Raw genomic sequence first — 14,163 nt, 5'->3', positions numbered from 1 at the left:
CATGAAGAGCAAGAGCTAACGGCAAGGGGACACACGCAAATCTCCAGTAGAAATCCGGCCGGGCGGCGCAGCGATTTCACGAACGCCACCGCAGGCAAGCCATGCTGCTACGGTGTGGGGCGGTCCATACAGTCTCAGTCGCGAACGCGGTATCTGTGGGAGCGAATTCATTCGCGATGCGTGGATTCGGGCAACAAAGGCTCACTGTCTACCCGCATAAGCTAATAGCCACACGATATTTAAATAATATTTTTTAGAACTCTAAGATCGATAGCTCAACGCCATCCCACTCTTTCGATCACGAGTCCATCATGACCTTTCCCGCTATCCGCCTCAGAATGACACTCCGTCGCCCCGTGTTCGCGAGCCTCGCCATTGCGTTAGCGTGCACACTCGCGTTGCCCGCTCAAGCGCGAGAAACCGTGCGTATCGGCTATCAGAAGTCGTCGACATTGATCACCCTGCTCAAAGCCCAGGGCACGCTGGAGCAAGCGCTCGCCAAAGACAATATCGACATCAGTTGGCATGAGTTCCCCAGTGGACTGCCACTTCTGGAGGCGCTGAATATTGGCAACGTCGATATCAGCGCGGATGTGGCCGACACGGTGCCCATCTTTGCCCAGGCGGCTCAAGCGAAGCTCACCTATTTTGCGGAGGAATCAGCGTCCCCGAGCGCCCAAGCCATCGTCGTCGCCAAAGACTCGCCGATCCGAGAGTTGTCCGACCTGAAAGGCAAGAAGATCGCCGTGACCAAGGCCGCAGGCACCCATTACTTGCTGATAGCGGCGCTGAACAAGGCCGGTTTGAGCTTCGCCGACATCCAGCCCGCCTACCTCACGCCCGCCGACGGGCGCGCTGCCTTCGAGAACGGCAAGGTCGACGCGTGGGTGACCTGGGAACCTTTCCTGACCAGCGTGCAACGTCAATTGCCGACCCGAACCCTGACCGATGGCACCGGCCTGGCCAGCTACAAGCGCTATTACCTGACCAGCAAGGCTTACGCTGATACTCACCCGGATGTACTCAAACGCGTGTACCAGCAGCTTCAGGAAGCAGGCCAATGGGTCAAAAAGAACCCGAAAGACGCCGCCCAGGTGCTGGGGCCGCTGTGGGGCAACCTTGATACACAAACCGTCGAAGCGGCCAATGAGCATCGCAGTTATCACGTCGAACCGGTGCAGGCAGGAAACCTGGGCGAGCAACAGAAAATTGCCGATGCGTTCTTCGCCGCGGGCCTGTTGCCCAAAGCGGTGGATGCCAGCGACGTGGGAATCTGGAAACCGTAACAGACACTACCGACGATCTCCCGTCTTAGCAGCAGGCAAACTCACCTATGCTCTGAACTGTCGCGCCCCCACGTGCAGCCCTGGAGCCCCTTGATGAGAACACTGCCCGTCGTGTGCGCCCTGCTGCTGGCCACCCACTTCGGTCCCGCCTTCGCTGAAGAATGGACCCTGGCCAAAGACGAAGATGGTATCAGGGTCTACCTGAGCCAGCGCGTCGGCTCGCAATACCAGAGTTTCCGGGGGGTGGCGAGAATCAAGGCCGACGTGTCCACGCTCAGTCGCCTACAGGAAAACCTGACCATCGCTTGCAAGTGGTTGTACGCCTGCGCGGACATGCGCTTGCTGAAAGTCGATGGCGACAGCACGTTCGTCTACCTGACCACCGCCCTTCCCTGGCCCGCCAACACCCGCGACATGGTTCTGAAAGTGCAGACCGAACAGACTGACGACGGCGGCGTGCTGCGGCGTTTGAGTGCGGTCAACGGCATGGAACCGGTGGTGCCGGGGCTGATTCGCGTGGAGCAACTGGAGGGCATCTGGCAGATGGTGCCCCAAGGAGAACGGGAAACCGAAGTGACGTACCAGTTGCAGGCCGAACCGGCCGGAGACATTCCGTCGTGGCTGGCCAACCGTTTCGTGATCGACGCACCGATGGTGACGCTCAGAACATTGCGCGCGGTTGCCGAGCGCCAGGGCGGGCACTCGGCGGAACTGGACGATGGCGTCGGCAAACCTTGAAGCACCCGTCGTCGGAAATCAGCAACCCCCCAACCCGCCTGGCAGTCGTACGTTCACACGCCTGAAAAGGAGTACGACCATGCCTCTGCAATTCGATGCCACCCACGAGCATTGCTCGGCCTTAGTGGACGGCGCTGTCTACCGCAGCGCAATCGTCGATGTGGTCATCACCACCAACGACGCCACGCACATGTCCGAAGCGCAAATTGACGGGCAGAAAGTGCCCATCACCGAACCCGAAGCCGATGCGCTGACGGTGTACAGGGCCAAAGACATGCGCCATCACACCATCGGCGTCGAGCCGGGCGAGGATTCGCCTGTCATTTAGCGTGATGGGTGGGGCAACCCGCGCCGCCCCACGTCCCGGACCTCAACCTTTGAGCAGCGATGGGTCCGCCTGAAGCAGAACCTTGTCCTGGATGCCCGCCAGGGTGTCTTTCAACAACGAGGCGCCGCGCCCCTGTCTGGCTTCTTTATCCTGCTGTAGCGCTTGCTGCAGCAAGCCGAGCAGGTTCTGGGTTTTAGTGGACGTCGTCGGTGTCAGCGTTTCGTCTTCCAGCCGCCCCATCACGTATTTCGACACCCGTGTGGACTGGCTGGCCGACCGGGTAACGGACGCCTGCACCAGTTCGCCTTTGTCATAGCCGATGGTGGTCTTGCTGCTGGCCGAGTCGTTGACCTCGTAATACAGGTAGTTCTGCGAGGCCGGGTCTTTGCTCAGTTCCAGCTTCTGACCGGCGGCCAGTGGCTTGTGATAGGTGGCCACCAGATGGGACTGCTGGTCCTGAACGAGTGTGCGGTTGAGTTGATCGCGCCCCTTGGTTTCGGTTTTCTGCGACAGGTCGTAGGCGAAGCTGTCCAGTTCATTGGGCCGCGCCGGGTTACCCGCCGAGGTTTTTTCAGTGACCGATGCGCTGAAATCCGCCAGACCGCTGAGCAGTGCGTGATCGGTGTCGGACAGGGCGATGGAGCTGACGGTCTGAGGCGCGGTCGACTCGCGACTGCCGGGGTAATGGCTATGCAAGGTTTTAAAGGCGTCCTGGAACATCGACAGCAATTGCGGGTCACCGTCGCCGCGCTTGCGTGCCGCCTCAATCTGGTTCAGGTAGCTGTTCAGCGCTTTGGCCTGCTGATCGCTGTTGCCGATGATCGCGCTGTTTTTCAGGTCCACACTCAGATTCAAATCACCGGAAGCGCCGCTCATGCGCACGCTGCGTTGAGTCTCGTCGGCTTGGAACTCCAGGGTCTGCAGACTGCCATCGTCCAGTTTCAAATGCGTGTTGAGGTCGACCGAGGAAAACACCTTGCTGTCGAACCGGGTCAACGCATCGAGTTTGAGCTGTGGCGGTTTGGCGGACAGACCGTCGATGGCCGATTGAAAACCATCCGCCATTTTGCCCAAGGCCAGCAGTTCGTCATCGCTCAATTTGCCGCCGTTGACGTCCGCCTGCACCGCCAGGCCTTTGTCGGTACTGGTCAGCGTCAGTTGCACGGTTTTGCCGCTGGCGGTTTTGAGGGTCAGGCTGATGCTGTTGTCCGCCGCGTCGCTGTGCAGTTTTTTCTGCGCGGCTGCGAGGGCGGCGGGTTCCAGCGCAGAACCGCTCGTGGAACTGATCACCGACTGGGAGACGCCCTTGCCGGTTTGCGCCAGTTGAGTGATCAGCGAGGCCCCCAGGCCTTGAAAACGGCTGACGCCGGACAGGGTGCTGAAATTGCCCTGCATCACCAGCGAAACCTTGTCTTGCTGGGTGTATTCCCATGCCGGTGCGACGTCAGGGGCGTTGATGACGCCACGGGAGGTGTAGGTCTGCACATCGGCAACGCTGGTGGTCTGGCCCAGCGTGACCACGGACGACGGCGAAGTCGCACTCGTCGAGGCCTGCGTCGACGTGTTGACAGCCGGGGTCGCGGCCACGCTGGTGAGCACCAACGGTTGCACGGCTGATACAGAAGAAATCGCGGTCATGGTGGCTCCATGCTCCAATGGATCGGTAGTGTCCTGCCTGCTGTGTCGGCAGCCACCACGACAACTTGAAGAAATGTATCGGGGCCGACACATCCCTTCGGCGCGAAGACTTAGCGCAAGGCGTTGGCGATCTCCTCCAGAATCAGCGGATCATCGATGGTGGCGGGAATCGTGTAAGCCTCCCCGTCGGCAATCTTGCGCAACACGGCACGCAAGGTTTTGCCTGACCGGGTCTTGGGCAGCCGCTTGACCACCACCACGCGATTGAAACAAGCCAACGCGCCGATTCGCTCACGCATGTGGGCGATCAATTCCCGAGAAACCACATCCGCCCCCTGCTCCACGCCGTCCTTGAGCACCACCAACGCCAACGGCACCTGGCCCTTGATGTCGTCGTGCACGCCAATCACCGCGCTTTCTGCAACCGCCGGGTGTTGTCCGGTCAGATCCTCCATTTCGCCAGTAGACAGCCGATGGCCCGACACGTTGATCACGTCATCAGTGCGCCCCATGATGTGCACAAAGCCGCTGTCATCAATGAAACCGCCATCGCCTGTGTTGTAATAGCCCGCAAACGCCTGCAAATAAGCGCTGAGGTAGCGCTCGTGATCGCCCCATAACGTCTGGCTGCAACCGGGGGGCAGCGGCAAGGCAATGACGATCGCGCCCTGCTCGCCGGGGGGCAATCGTCGCCCTTCGTCATCCAGCACCTGAACGGCGTAACCCGGCACCGCACGATTGCTCGATCCAGGTGCCGGTTCATGCCCCTCCAGACCAAGGCACGGTGCGGTCACCGGCCAGCCCGTCTCCGTCTGCCACCAGTGATCGAGCACCGGCTTTGCGGTGAGCTGCTGCAGCCACTCATGGGTGCTGGAGTCGAGTTTTTCCCCCGCCAGAAACACCCGACGCAGCGAATCCAGGTCCCGCCCCTTGAGCAACCGGCCTTGCGGGTCTTCTTTGCGGATCGCGCGTATCGCGGTGGGCGCACAAAACAGCGCGTTGACCCCATACTGCTCGACCACCCGCCAGTAAGCCCCGGCGTCCGGGGTGCGCACGGGTTTGCCCTCGTAGAAAATCGTCGTGCATCCCGCCATCAACGGGCCGTAGACAATCAACGTGTGCCCGACCACCCAGCCGACGTCGGAGATGCCCCACCACACATCCCCCGCCTGCATCCCGTACACTTGGTTCATGGTGTAACGCATCGCCACGGCATGACCGCCGTTTTCGCGCACGATGCCTTTGGGTTTGCCCGTGGTGCCGGAAGTGTAAAGAATGTACAGCGGGTCCAGGCTCGATACCGGAACAGGGTCGACCGGCCCCACCCCGTGCAGCGCCTGCGCCCAGTCCAGATCACGCCCCTCTTGCAGCAACGCGAGGGACTGCGGACGTTGCCACACCAGCACCCGCCGAGGATTGAACCGTGCCAGCTCCAGCGCCTTGTCAACCAGCGGTTTGTAAGGAATGACCCGGTCAAACTCCAGACCACAGGAGGCCGTGAGCAAGAGCTTCGGCTTGAGGTCGTCAATGCGAATCGCCAGTTCATGAGGCGCAAAGCCGCCGAACACCACCGAGTGCACGGCGCCGATCCGCGCGCAGGCCAGCATGGCCATGGCGGCCTGCGGAATCATCGGCATGTAAATGATGACACCGTCGCCCTTTTCCACACCCAGTTGGCGCAGCAGCCCGGCCAGGCGTGCGACCTCGTCACGCAATTGATTGAAAGTGAAACAGGCCTGCTGATCTGTCACGGGTGAATCGTAGATCAACGCCCACTGATCACCCCGGCCCTGTTCGATTTGAAGGTCCAGCGCCAAGTGGCACGTATTGAGCTGACCGTCGGCAAACCAGCGATGGGTTCCGTCGGGCAGGGTTTGCAAGGTTTGCTGCGGCGGGCGATACCAGTCCACCTGAAGCGCCTGTTGCGCCCAGTACACCTCCGGCTCGGCGATGGATTGCGCGTAGTGCCGGGCGTAGTGTCCGTTGTTTCGGTTATTCATCCGTGGATCCCTGTGATTATTGTTATGAGGGCCAAAGCACAGCCATGACGTTAGCAGACGGCGCAGACTCGAGCGTCCGGAGGATGGTACCGGCAGACATTCTGTGTTGAACAAGACTTAACGAAAGGCCCGGTCAAACGTCCTCGAATCAAACCGCCGTGGCCTCTTCGCGACGACGCAGCAGCAGGCCACCCAGCGCCAGCAACGCCAGCACGACCACCACCGCCCCATAGACATTGGTCGTGACGATCAAACCTTCCGTCTTCACCGCCAGGCCCGCGATCAGCGACGGCACACAGAACGCCAGGTAACTGAGCACGAGGAACGTCGACATCAGCCCCGCACGCTCGTGGGCGTGTGCCAACGGCAGCAACAGCCGCAGCGCGCCGAGAAAACTGGCGCCGAACCCCACGCCTGCCACCACCGCGCCGACAAAGAATAACCAGAGCCAGCCTAGATCGACCGCCAGCAGTACCACCGACACCCCCGCCGCAAGAAAACTGCACCCGACCAGCAACGCCAGCCGTGGCGCCCGCAAACGCAGGTTCATGATGGAAATGGCGCCGCTGATGGTCAACGCGGCCACTGCCAGCCCGCCGTTGAGCACCGAGGTCGACCCGGTGGCCGCCGCCAGCAGCGAAGGCGCCAGCGACAGAAAGAATCCACCCAGCGCCCACGCCGCGATGTCGGCAGGCAATACCAGCATCAGCGTCGCACGCGCACGCTGAGGCACATAAAGCGCAGGCTTCAGGGTTTTCAGCACGCCTGGCTGCGGCGACACGGTTTCCTGAACCCACGCCAGATACAGCAACTGACCTGCGAACGCGGCCAGCAGCAGGCCGTAGGCCAATTTCGTCGGCAGCGGCGCATACTGAACCAGCGCACTCGTACCCAGTGCACCCAACGCCATGCCGAACATGGGTGCAATGCTGTTGATCAGCGGCCCTTGGGTCTGCGAGGTGTCGAGCATCGCGGCACCCAACGCGCTGGTGGCAATGCCGGTCGCAATGCCCTGCAAAATGCGGGCAGCGATCAGCCAGCTCACGTCAGTGGCGCTGATGAACAACAGCAGCGAGAGGATTTCCAGGATCAGCGCCACGCAGATCACCGGTCGTCGTCCCAGATAATCCGACAGCGAACCGAACACCAGCAGCGTTGCCAGCAAGCTCAGGGCATATACCGCAAAAATCAGCGTCAACAGCGCCGAAGAAAACCCCCACGCCTGCTGGTAAACATGGTACAGCGGCGTGGGCGCGCTGGAGGCGGCAAAGAAGCACAGCATCACGAATGCGAGATAAACCAGATGACCTCGCCCCCGACCATCGACTGGCGGGTTCTGCAAATAATCAGACACGCGTAAACTCTCCCGAAAAAGCACGCCACAAAAGCTATGAAGTTGCGTTAAAGAGTGTGCGAGCAGAAACCGCTTAAAGCAAATATTTTGTGTTAAGGTCCGCCCCCATGGCTATCAAAGAAGGCATCCGTACCGGAGGGCGCAGCGCCCGGGTGCAGACATCGATCCACGCCGCCGTACGCGATCTGCTTCAGGAACAGGAGCGTTCCGCGCTCAGCGTGCCGATGATCGCGGCGCGCGCAGGCGTCACCCCATCCACCATTTACCGCCGCTGGGGTGACCTGACCTCGTTGCTGGCCGACGCTGCCGTCGAGCGTCTGCGCCCGGACGAACCGGTGGACTGCGGCAACCTGCGCGAAGATTTGCGCACGTGGGTCGAGGTGTACCTGGAAGAAACCAACTCCGCCCCCGGCCGCGAAATGATGCGCGACGTGGTGGCCAGCAGCGCGACCCTGTGTTCGGGCAAATGCCTGAACATGGTTCGAGACCAGTTGCAGATCATCATCGACCGTGCGCAAGCCCGTGGCGAACGCAGCCCCTCTGCTGACGAACTGATCGACGCCGTCGTTGCCCCCATGGTTTACCGCATTCTCTACGCCGAATCGGCACCGACCCTGCAACGCATGCACCAATTGCTGGATCGCTGTCTGGGTTAAGCGCAACGCCCGCCAAATCGTTATGATGGCGGGCCAATGGACTCTGGGGCTTGCCCTTTATGCACACTCTTGCAGATCTGCGCGCCGGTAAGCTGGCGGGCAGCAAGCGGCTGGACCTCAGTTGCGACCTCACCACGTTTCCCGAGGAAATCTTCAGCCTCGGTGACTCACTGGAAATACTGAACCTCACCGGCAATCGGCTGACTGACCTGCCCGCTGACCTGCATCGCCTCACCCACCTTAAAATCCTGTTCTGCTCCAACAATCCGTTTACCCGGCTCCCCGACGCGCTGGGCCAATGCGAGCAATTGTTCTTCGTGGGCTTCAAGGCCTGCCGGATTGTCGAGGTGCCTGCCCGCGCGCTCCCGCCTCGCTTGCGTTCGCTGGTGCTGACCGACAACTGTATCGAGTCGCTGCCGGATGAACTGGGGCAATTGCAAGACCTGCAAAAAATCATGCTCTCGGGTAATCGGTTGCACAGCCTTCCGGCATCCCTGGCCGCTTGTGATCGACTGGAGTTGGTGCGTATCGCTTCCAACCGTTTCCGGGAGTTGCCTTCATGGTTGCTTCAAATGCCTTCTCTGGCGTGGCTGGCATTTTCCGGCAACCCGCTGACAGACATTCACACCGAAGCCTCGATCCGGCGGATCCCATGGTCGCAACTGACGCTGCACGAGGTGTTGGGCGAAGGCGCGTCCGGGGTGATTCAGCGTGCCGACTGGCGCAACGATGAGGGCGATGTCCAGGACGTCGCGGTCAAGCTGTATAAAGGCGAGCTGACCAGCGATGGCACACCATTGAACGAAATGGCCGCCTGCATTGCAGCGGGTCAGCACCCGAACCTGATCCCGGTCGAGGGCCAGGTGTTCGGCCATCCGCAGCATGCCCGAGGGCTGGTGATGCAGTTGATTTCTGCGCGCTTCGTGACCCTCGCCCGGCCGCCTAGCCTTGAGTCCTGCACCCGCGACGTTTACAACGGTACGCGGCTGAGCCTCTCCACCGTGCAGCGCATGGCGGTGGGTATCGCGTCGGCGTGCCACCATTTACACGCACGGGGCATCAACCACGGCGACCTGTACGCACACAACGTGCTCTGGGCTGAGTCCGGAGAAAGTCTGTTAGGGGATTTTGGTGCGGCAGCCTTTTACCCGGGTATCGACACCGGCTTGCAGCTTGAACGCATCGAAGTGCGGGCGTTCGGGATTCTGCTGGGGGAATTGCTGGCGTATTGCGATGCAACAGAAGAACAGACCGCCCCGCTGCGGGACTTGCAGCAGCGCTGCACACAGCGAGAGATCAACGCTCGACCGTTGTTTGCCGAGATAACACCAGCCCTGACGATTTAAGACACCCGCAAACGGTCGCCGTCGCCTTTGATTTTGCTCTTGCTCTTCGTACGCGATATCTCAGACGCCACCGAACGCGACTTGCGTGCAGGCTGAACGCAAGCGTTCCGCGGTGACTGGGCCATCGTGGATGAAGAACAAAAGCTAGAGCAAAAGCGAAAGCGGATTTTCTGTTTAACCTGCCAGGCCTACATACACGTTCTGTACGTCATCGTGGTTGTCGATGGCCTCCAGGAACGCCTCGACTTCGGCCATCTGCTCATCGCTCAGACCCGAAACCGGGTTCTTCGGCCGGTAGCCGATCTTCGCCGACTCAACGGTAAAGCCCTGCTCCGGCAGCGCCTTGCACACCGCATCCAGATCGGTGGTCTCGGTGTAGAACAGGGTCACCCCGTCGTCACCCGCCTCGACATCCTGAGCGCCCGCCTCGATAGCAGCTTCGTCCGGATCGACATCAGCATTGGCCGCAACCGCTTCAATCATCCCCAGATGATCGAAGTCCCACGACACCGAACCTGACGCACCCAATTGCCCCTTGCGGAACAACACGCGGATTTCGGCAACGGTGCGGTTCACGTTATCCGTGAGGCACTCGACGATCAAAGGCACCTGATGCGGCGCAAAACCTTCGTAGGTCACACTCGTGAACTGAACCTGATCTCCCAACAGACCGGCGCCTTTCTTGATCGCACGCTCCAGGGTTTCGCGAGGCATCGAGGCCTTTTTAGCCTGCTCAACCACCAGGCGCAGGCGGGAGTTCATGTCCGGATCGGCTCCGGCGCGGGCAGCAATCATGATTTCCTTGGACAGCTTGCCGAAAATCTTGCCCTTGGCGTTGGCTGCTGCTTCTTTGTGTTTGACCTTCCACTGTGCGCCCATGAGTGCTCTCTTGTTCCGATGGCGATTGACCGTCGCGCTGTTGTCTGACATGGCGTGCCAAACCGCTGACGATGAATGCTGAAAAAGGTGATCGATATCGACGCGCCATGGCAGAACCATCGCGCCCGGCGCATTTTATACGCGATGACGCCAGATGAAACCCCTGACATGTTGCCGCCGATCAAACGGCTGGCGATAAGTTGCTGAGCAATTGCCGACGCGAGACGCAGGATAAAAGGACCAACGTCGTAGGCAATTTCCGAAAATCTGGAACTTAACCTTTTACCCGATCGCTTTCCGTACCCTCTGCACCTCGAATTTTCAGGGTGACTCAGCAGATGCACGACAACTCGCACGTGACTTTGACGTTGGCCATTGCCGACAGCTCATACGACCTTCAGGTCGTCGGAGTCAGCGGCCATGACCGTCTGAATGCGCCATTTCGCTTTGAAGTCGATCTGGTGAGCACCGAAGCCAGACTGACGGACGCCTCCTTGCTGCACCGGAGTGCATACCTGCAAATCAGCAACCAGGCAGAAGACGTTCACGGCCTGCATGGCCAGATCCATGAGCTGCGCCACCTCTATCAAGGGCAGGACCTGAGCCTGTACCGCCTCACGCTGATGCCTTCGCTGCAACGACTGGCAAACCCGACACGCCGTCGTGTGTTCCGCGACCTGAACGTGATCGAAATCATCGAGCGCGTGCTCCAGGGCCACGACATGCCAGGCTGCACGGTTCGGTTCGACCACGTCGTCGGCGTCTACCCGCCTCGCGAGCAGTGCCTGCAATACGACGAGCATGACCTGCACTTTCTCGACAGGCTCTGCGAAGAAGAAGGCATCAGCTATCGCTTCGAACACTCACCTCGCGGCCACACCCTGGTGTTCTCCGACGATCCGATGACTTTTCCCGAGTGGCCAGCCGCCGCCGGGATGGCGCACCTGGCCGAGCGACTGTCAGCCCGCAACTGCTACAGCAGTCACGCTGGCGAGCATTACGTGCCGCTATCGTCCTGGTCGTCATCGGCCTCAGAGGCTGACAACCAGCCTTTCTGGGCGCCTTACGGCGAGACTCTCCCGCCAGGCCGCCTCCAGCAGATTCGCAGCCGCACACTGGAACGGCTGCGCTGCGAACGCCGTGATATCAAAGGGAACAGCGCCCAACCATGGCTGCGTGGCGGGCTGGTCATCCGTGTCGACGATCATCCCGAACCACAGTTCAACGATCATTGGCTGCTGACCGATGTTTCCCACACGGCCTGGGAGTTGGCGCCCTTGCGGGGCTGCGCCTCTTGCGACGTGGTCCATATTCTTCAGGCGATGGCGTTTCGGGACACTGGCGGAAACGGTGTTTCGCGTTTACTGGCCCCGGACGCCAAGGGCGGCAAGCCTCCTCTGGCGCACTACGACAATCAATTCCAGGTCATCCCGTGGACCCTGCCATTTCGTCCGACGCTCGCTCACCTCAAACCGGTGCTGCTCGACGAGGAGTACGCGACGCGGCTCTCAGGCCCTGCTGACCGTTCCGGTCGCATCCCCGTTCGCTTTGACTGGGAGACCGACGAGACCTCGCCGGGGTGCCTGGTGCGTACCGTCACGGGCCTGATGCCCCACCAAGAGGGCACGAGACTGAAAATCGGCTTTTTCGAGGGAGATCCTGAGCAACCCGTGATCGTCGGTACGCTCGACAACGAACCTGACAATGACACCCCGGTCCCGCGCGATACAGCCAAAAGCCTGTGCATCGACAGCCAAAGCCCGCTATTGCTCAAGGGCGCGCATGCCACCCTCAGCATCACTGAAGATGGCGTGCATTACCTTCCGCAAGCTGCCGTCAACGATGCTTGAACGAAGGTTCGCGCTTTTCGATGAACGCTGCCATGCCCTCTTTCTGATCGTCGCTGGCGAAAGCGGCATGAAACACCCGGCGCTCGAAGCGAATGCCTTCCGAGAGGCTGACTTCGAAAGCACGGTTGACGCTTTCCTTGACCATCATGGCCACTGGCAGCGATTTGGCTGCGATGCCTTGAGCGACCTTCAGTGCCTCTTCGAGCAACTGTTCCTGCGGCACGATGCGGGCGACGAGGCCCGAGCGTTCGGCCTCCACGGCATCGATCATGCGCCCGGTCAGGCACATGTCCATGGCTTTGGCCTTGCCAACGGCGCGAGTCAAGCGCTGGGTGCCGCCCATGCCCGGCAAAACGCCGAGATTGATTTCGGGCTGGCCGAATTTCGCGTTGTCGGCCGCCAGAATGAAATCGCACATCAGCGCCAGTTCACAGCCCCCGCCCAACGCAAATCCCGACACCGCCGCAATGATCGGCTTGCGACGATTGGCAACGCGGTCGCTATCGCTGAACAGGTCATCCAGGTAAATCTGCGGGTATGTCAGCTCCGCCATTTCCTTGATGTCCGCACCCGCCGCGAACGCCTTGGCGGAGCCGGTCAGGACGATGCAGCCAATCTCGGTGTCCCGTTCCAACGCATCCAGTGCGTGATTGAGTTCGCTGATCAGTTGCGAATTCAAGGCATTGAGGGCTTCAGGCCGGTTGAGCGTGAGCAACGCCACTCGACCTTTTATTTCTTTTAGAATTGTCGCGTAACTCATTGATAGATATACCTTATATGTATGTATTCGAATTCAAGAAATCACATCATGCAGCTTGAACTATCACGCATAACCAATTGATTTATAAAGCTACATAACCTCAACGGCCATGGCCGTCGCCTCACCGCCGCCAATGCAAATGGCAGCCACACCACGCTTCGATCCACGCTGTTTGAGCGCAGACAGTAGCGTGACCAGAATCCGTGCCCCCGACGCACCAATGGGATGACCGAGCGCACACGCACCGCCATTGACGTTGACTTTTTCATGGGGCAGTCCGAGTTTGCTCATGGTCACCAGCGCCACCACCGCGAACGCCTCATTGATCTCGAACAGGTCCACGTCGTCCACCGACCAACCGGTCTTGGCCATGAGCTTTTCAATCGCCCCGATCGGCGCTGTCGGAAAGAGTCCTGGCTGATTGGCATAGCCTGCGTGCCCCCGAATCGCCGCCAGCGGTTTGAGGCCTCGTTTCTCGGCTTCGGATTGGCGCATCAGGGTCAAGGCCGCAGCGCCGTCGGAGATCGAACTGGCGTTGGCCGCCGTCACAGTCCCGCCTTGACGGAAGGCAGGTTTGAGTTGAGGGATCTTGTCCAGCGTCGCCCTGGGCGGTTGTTCGTCCTGGCTGACGGTTTTCTGCTCCTTGCCCACCGTGACCTGTAGCGGAACGATCTCGGCGTCGAAGCGGCCTGCTTTCATCGCATCCTGCGCACGAGTCAATGACGCTACGGCGAACGCATCCTGCGCCTCGCGGCTGAAGCTTTCGAACGACGCACACTCTTCGGCAAACATGCCCATCAGGCGGCCCCGTTCGTAAGCATCTTCCAGCCCGTCGAAGAACATGTGGTCAATGATCTGACCATGGCCCATACGATAGCCGCTACGGGCCTTCCCCAGCAAATACGGGGCGTTGGACATACTTTCCATGCCCCCCGCGACCACCACCTCGGCGCTGCCTGCCAACAACAGGTCGTGGGCCATGATCGCCGCCTGCATGCCCGAGCCACACATTTTGTTGAGCGTTGTACATTGCGTGGCGTTGCTCAAGCCTGCGCCCAGTGCGGCCTGGCGCGCAGGCGCCTGGCCCAGCCCGGCAGACAAAACGCAGCCGAACAGCACCTGCTCGACGTCACGGGACGCCAGGCCTGCTCGCTCCACGGCGGCGCGAATGGCGAAGGCCCCCAGCTCTGGCGCGGTCAGGCTTTTCAGGTCGCCCTGAAAGCCGCCCATGGGTGTGCGCACGGCGCTGACGATCACCACCGGGTCTTCATTCAAAGGCTGACGTGGGTTCAACGACATGATGGAACCTCCTCGTTTGACAGACTCGA

Annotated in this window: 13 protein-coding genes; 7 read left to right on the top strand and 6 right to left on the bottom strand. The window is 60.6% G+C overall.

Annotated elements, in window-relative coordinates:
- Positions 1 to 338: 338 nt before the first annotated feature.
- The 3 genes from ACI2KB_RS21880 to ACI2KB_RS21870 all read left to right on the top strand — a co-directional run bounded on the left by ACI2KB_RS21880 (position 339) and on the right by ACI2KB_RS21870 (position 2,352).
- A complete protein-coding gene (locus ACI2KB_RS21880) occupies positions 339 to 1,286 on the top strand; it encodes an aliphatic sulfonate ABC transporter substrate-binding protein (RefSeq protein ID WP_404638070.1) in 948 nt (315 codons plus the stop codon).
- A gap of 93 nt (positions 1,287 to 1,379) precedes the next feature.
- A complete protein-coding gene (locus ACI2KB_RS21875; RefSeq protein ID WP_404637847.1) occupies positions 1,380 to 2,024 on the top strand; it encodes an START domain-containing protein in 645 nt (214 codons plus the stop codon).
- A 79-nt stretch (positions 2,025 to 2,103) separates the two neighbouring features.
- Complete coding sequence (locus ACI2KB_RS21870) at positions 2,104 to 2,352, top strand: DUF3203 family protein (RefSeq protein WP_404637845.1); 249 nt, start codon at positions 2,104 to 2,106, stop codon at positions 2,350 to 2,352.
- A 42-nt stretch (positions 2,353 to 2,394) separates the two neighbouring features.
- Here ACI2KB_RS21870 and ACI2KB_RS21865 read toward each other — a convergent pair whose 3' ends face one another.
- The 3 genes from ACI2KB_RS21865 to ACI2KB_RS21855 form a co-directional block, all read right to left on the bottom strand.
- Positions 2,395 to 3,990 carry a lactate dehydrogenase gene (locus ACI2KB_RS21865; RefSeq protein WP_404637843.1) on the bottom strand — a complete coding sequence of 532 codons (1,596 nt, stop codon included), beginning with the start codon at positions 3,988 to 3,990 and terminating at the stop codon, positions 2,395 to 2,397.
- Positions 3,991 to 4,100: 110 nt separating this feature from the next.
- Positions 4,101 to 5,990 carry a propionyl-CoA synthetase gene (locus ACI2KB_RS21860; RefSeq protein WP_404637841.1) on the bottom strand — a complete coding sequence of 630 codons (1,890 nt, stop codon included), beginning with the start codon at positions 5,988 to 5,990 and terminating at the stop codon, positions 4,101 to 4,103.
- A 148-nt stretch (positions 5,991 to 6,138) separates the two neighbouring features.
- Positions 6,139 to 7,272, bottom strand: coding sequence for an MFS transporter (locus tag ACI2KB_RS21855; RefSeq protein ID WP_404638068.1), 1,134 nt, complete (start codon positions 7,270 to 7,272; stop codon positions 6,139 to 6,141).
- A 179-nt stretch (positions 7,273 to 7,451) separates the two neighbouring features.
- On the opposite strand from ACI2KB_RS21855, the gene ACI2KB_RS21850 reads away from it, so the two are divergent.
- The gene (locus ACI2KB_RS21850) at positions 7,452 to 8,000 is read left to right on the top strand and encodes a TetR/AcrR family transcriptional regulator (protein WP_404637839.1); all 549 of its coding nucleotides are present in this window, start codon (positions 7,452 to 7,454) and stop codon (positions 7,998 to 8,000) included.
- Between the two features lie 59 nt (positions 8,001 to 8,059).
- Complete coding sequence (locus ACI2KB_RS21845) at positions 8,060 to 9,346, top strand: leucine-rich repeat-containing protein kinase family protein (protein WP_404637837.1); 1,287 nt, start codon at positions 8,060 to 8,062, stop codon at positions 9,344 to 9,346.
- A gap of 174 nt (positions 9,347 to 9,520) precedes the next feature.
- Here the strand turns inward: ACI2KB_RS21845 and ACI2KB_RS21840 are convergent, their stop codons facing one another.
- Positions 9,521 to 10,225, bottom strand: coding sequence for a YebC/PmpR family DNA-binding transcriptional regulator (locus ACI2KB_RS21840; RefSeq protein ID WP_404637835.1), 705 nt, complete (start codon positions 10,223 to 10,225; stop codon positions 9,521 to 9,523).
- Positions 10,226 to 10,300: 75 nt separating this feature from the next.
- Here ACI2KB_RS21840 and ACI2KB_RS21835 point away from each other — a divergent pair, with 75 nt between their 5' ends.
- Positions 10,301 to 10,432: a hypothetical protein gene (locus ACI2KB_RS21835; protein WP_404637833.1), complete on the top strand. Its 132-nt coding sequence runs from the start codon at positions 10,301 to 10,303 to the stop codon at positions 10,430 to 10,432.
- Positions 10,433 to 10,563: 131 nt separating this feature from the next.
- The gene (locus tag ACI2KB_RS21830) at positions 10,564 to 12,075 is read left to right on the top strand and encodes a type VI secretion system Vgr family protein (RefSeq protein ID WP_404637831.1); all 1,512 of its coding nucleotides are present in this window, start codon (positions 10,564 to 10,566) and stop codon (positions 12,073 to 12,075) included.
- On the opposite strand, the gene ACI2KB_RS21825 is transcribed toward ACI2KB_RS21830, so the two are convergent.
- Together ACI2KB_RS21825 and ACI2KB_RS21820 are read right to left on the bottom strand one after the other, a co-directional pair.
- A complete protein-coding gene (locus tag ACI2KB_RS21825; protein WP_404637829.1) occupies positions 12,062 to 12,835 on the bottom strand; it encodes an enoyl-CoA hydratase in 774 nt (257 codons plus the stop codon). The two genes, ACI2KB_RS21830 and ACI2KB_RS21825, sit on opposite strands and share 14 nt — an antisense overlap.
- Before the next feature lie 90 nt (positions 12,836 to 12,925).
- The gene (locus ACI2KB_RS21820) at positions 12,926 to 14,134 is read right to left on the bottom strand and encodes an acetyl-CoA C-acyltransferase (RefSeq protein WP_404637827.1); all 1,209 of its coding nucleotides are present in this window, start codon (positions 14,132 to 14,134) and stop codon (positions 12,926 to 12,928) included.
- Positions 14,135 to 14,163 lie beyond the last annotated feature (29 nt).

It is taken from the genome of Pseudomonas sp. NPDC088444 (assembly GCF_044900175.1).
Lineage (GTDB): Bacteria > Pseudomonadota > Gammaproteobacteria > Pseudomonadales > Pseudomonadaceae > Aquipseudomonas.
Note: the sequence above shows the minus strand (reverse complement) of the source record. Positions and strands in the feature narration are given on the sequence as shown.

Coding starts and splice junctions, on each gene's coding strand:
- ACI2KB_RS21870 (WP_404637845.1), top strand. CDS start 2,104: ATGCCTCTGCAATTCGATGCCACCCACGAGCATTGCTCGGCCTTAGTG.
- ACI2KB_RS21820 (WP_404637827.1), bottom strand. CDS start 14,134: ATGTCGTTGAACCCACGTCAGCCTTTGAATGAAGACCCGGTGGTGATC.
- ACI2KB_RS21845 (WP_404637837.1), top strand. CDS start 8,060: ATGCACACTCTTGCAGATCTGCGCGCCGGTAAGCTGGCGGGCAGCAAG.
- ACI2KB_RS21830 (WP_404637831.1), top strand. CDS start 10,564: ATGCACGACAACTCGCACGTGACTTTGACGTTGGCCATTGCCGACAGC.
- ACI2KB_RS21835 (WP_404637833.1), top strand. CDS start 10,301: ATGCTGAAAAAGGTGATCGATATCGACGCGCCATGGCAGAACCATCGC.
- ACI2KB_RS21860 (WP_404637841.1), bottom strand. CDS start 5,990: ATGAATAACCGAAACAACGGACACTACGCCCGGCACTACGCGCAATCC.
- ACI2KB_RS21875 (WP_404637847.1), top strand. CDS start 1,380: ATGAGAACACTGCCCGTCGTGTGCGCCCTGCTGCTGGCCACCCACTTC.
- ACI2KB_RS21880 (WP_404638070.1), top strand. CDS start 339: ATGACACTCCGTCGCCCCGTGTTCGCGAGCCTCGCCATTGCGTTAGCG.
- ACI2KB_RS21840 (WP_404637835.1), bottom strand. CDS start 10,225: ATGGGCGCACAGTGGAAGGTCAAACACAAAGAAGCAGCAGCCAACGCC.
- ACI2KB_RS21850 (WP_404637839.1), top strand. CDS start 7,452: ATGGCTATCAAAGAAGGCATCCGTACCGGAGGGCGCAGCGCCCGGGTG.
- ACI2KB_RS21855 (WP_404638068.1), bottom strand. CDS start 7,272: ATGCTGTGCTTCTTTGCCGCCTCCAGCGCGCCCACGCCGCTGTACCAT.
- ACI2KB_RS21825 (WP_404637829.1), bottom strand. CDS start 12,835: ATGAGTTACGCGACAATTCTAAAAGAAATAAAAGGTCGAGTGGCGTTG.
- ACI2KB_RS21865 (WP_404637843.1), bottom strand. CDS start 3,990: ATGACCGCGATTTCTTCTGTATCAGCCGTGCAACCGTTGGTGCTCACC.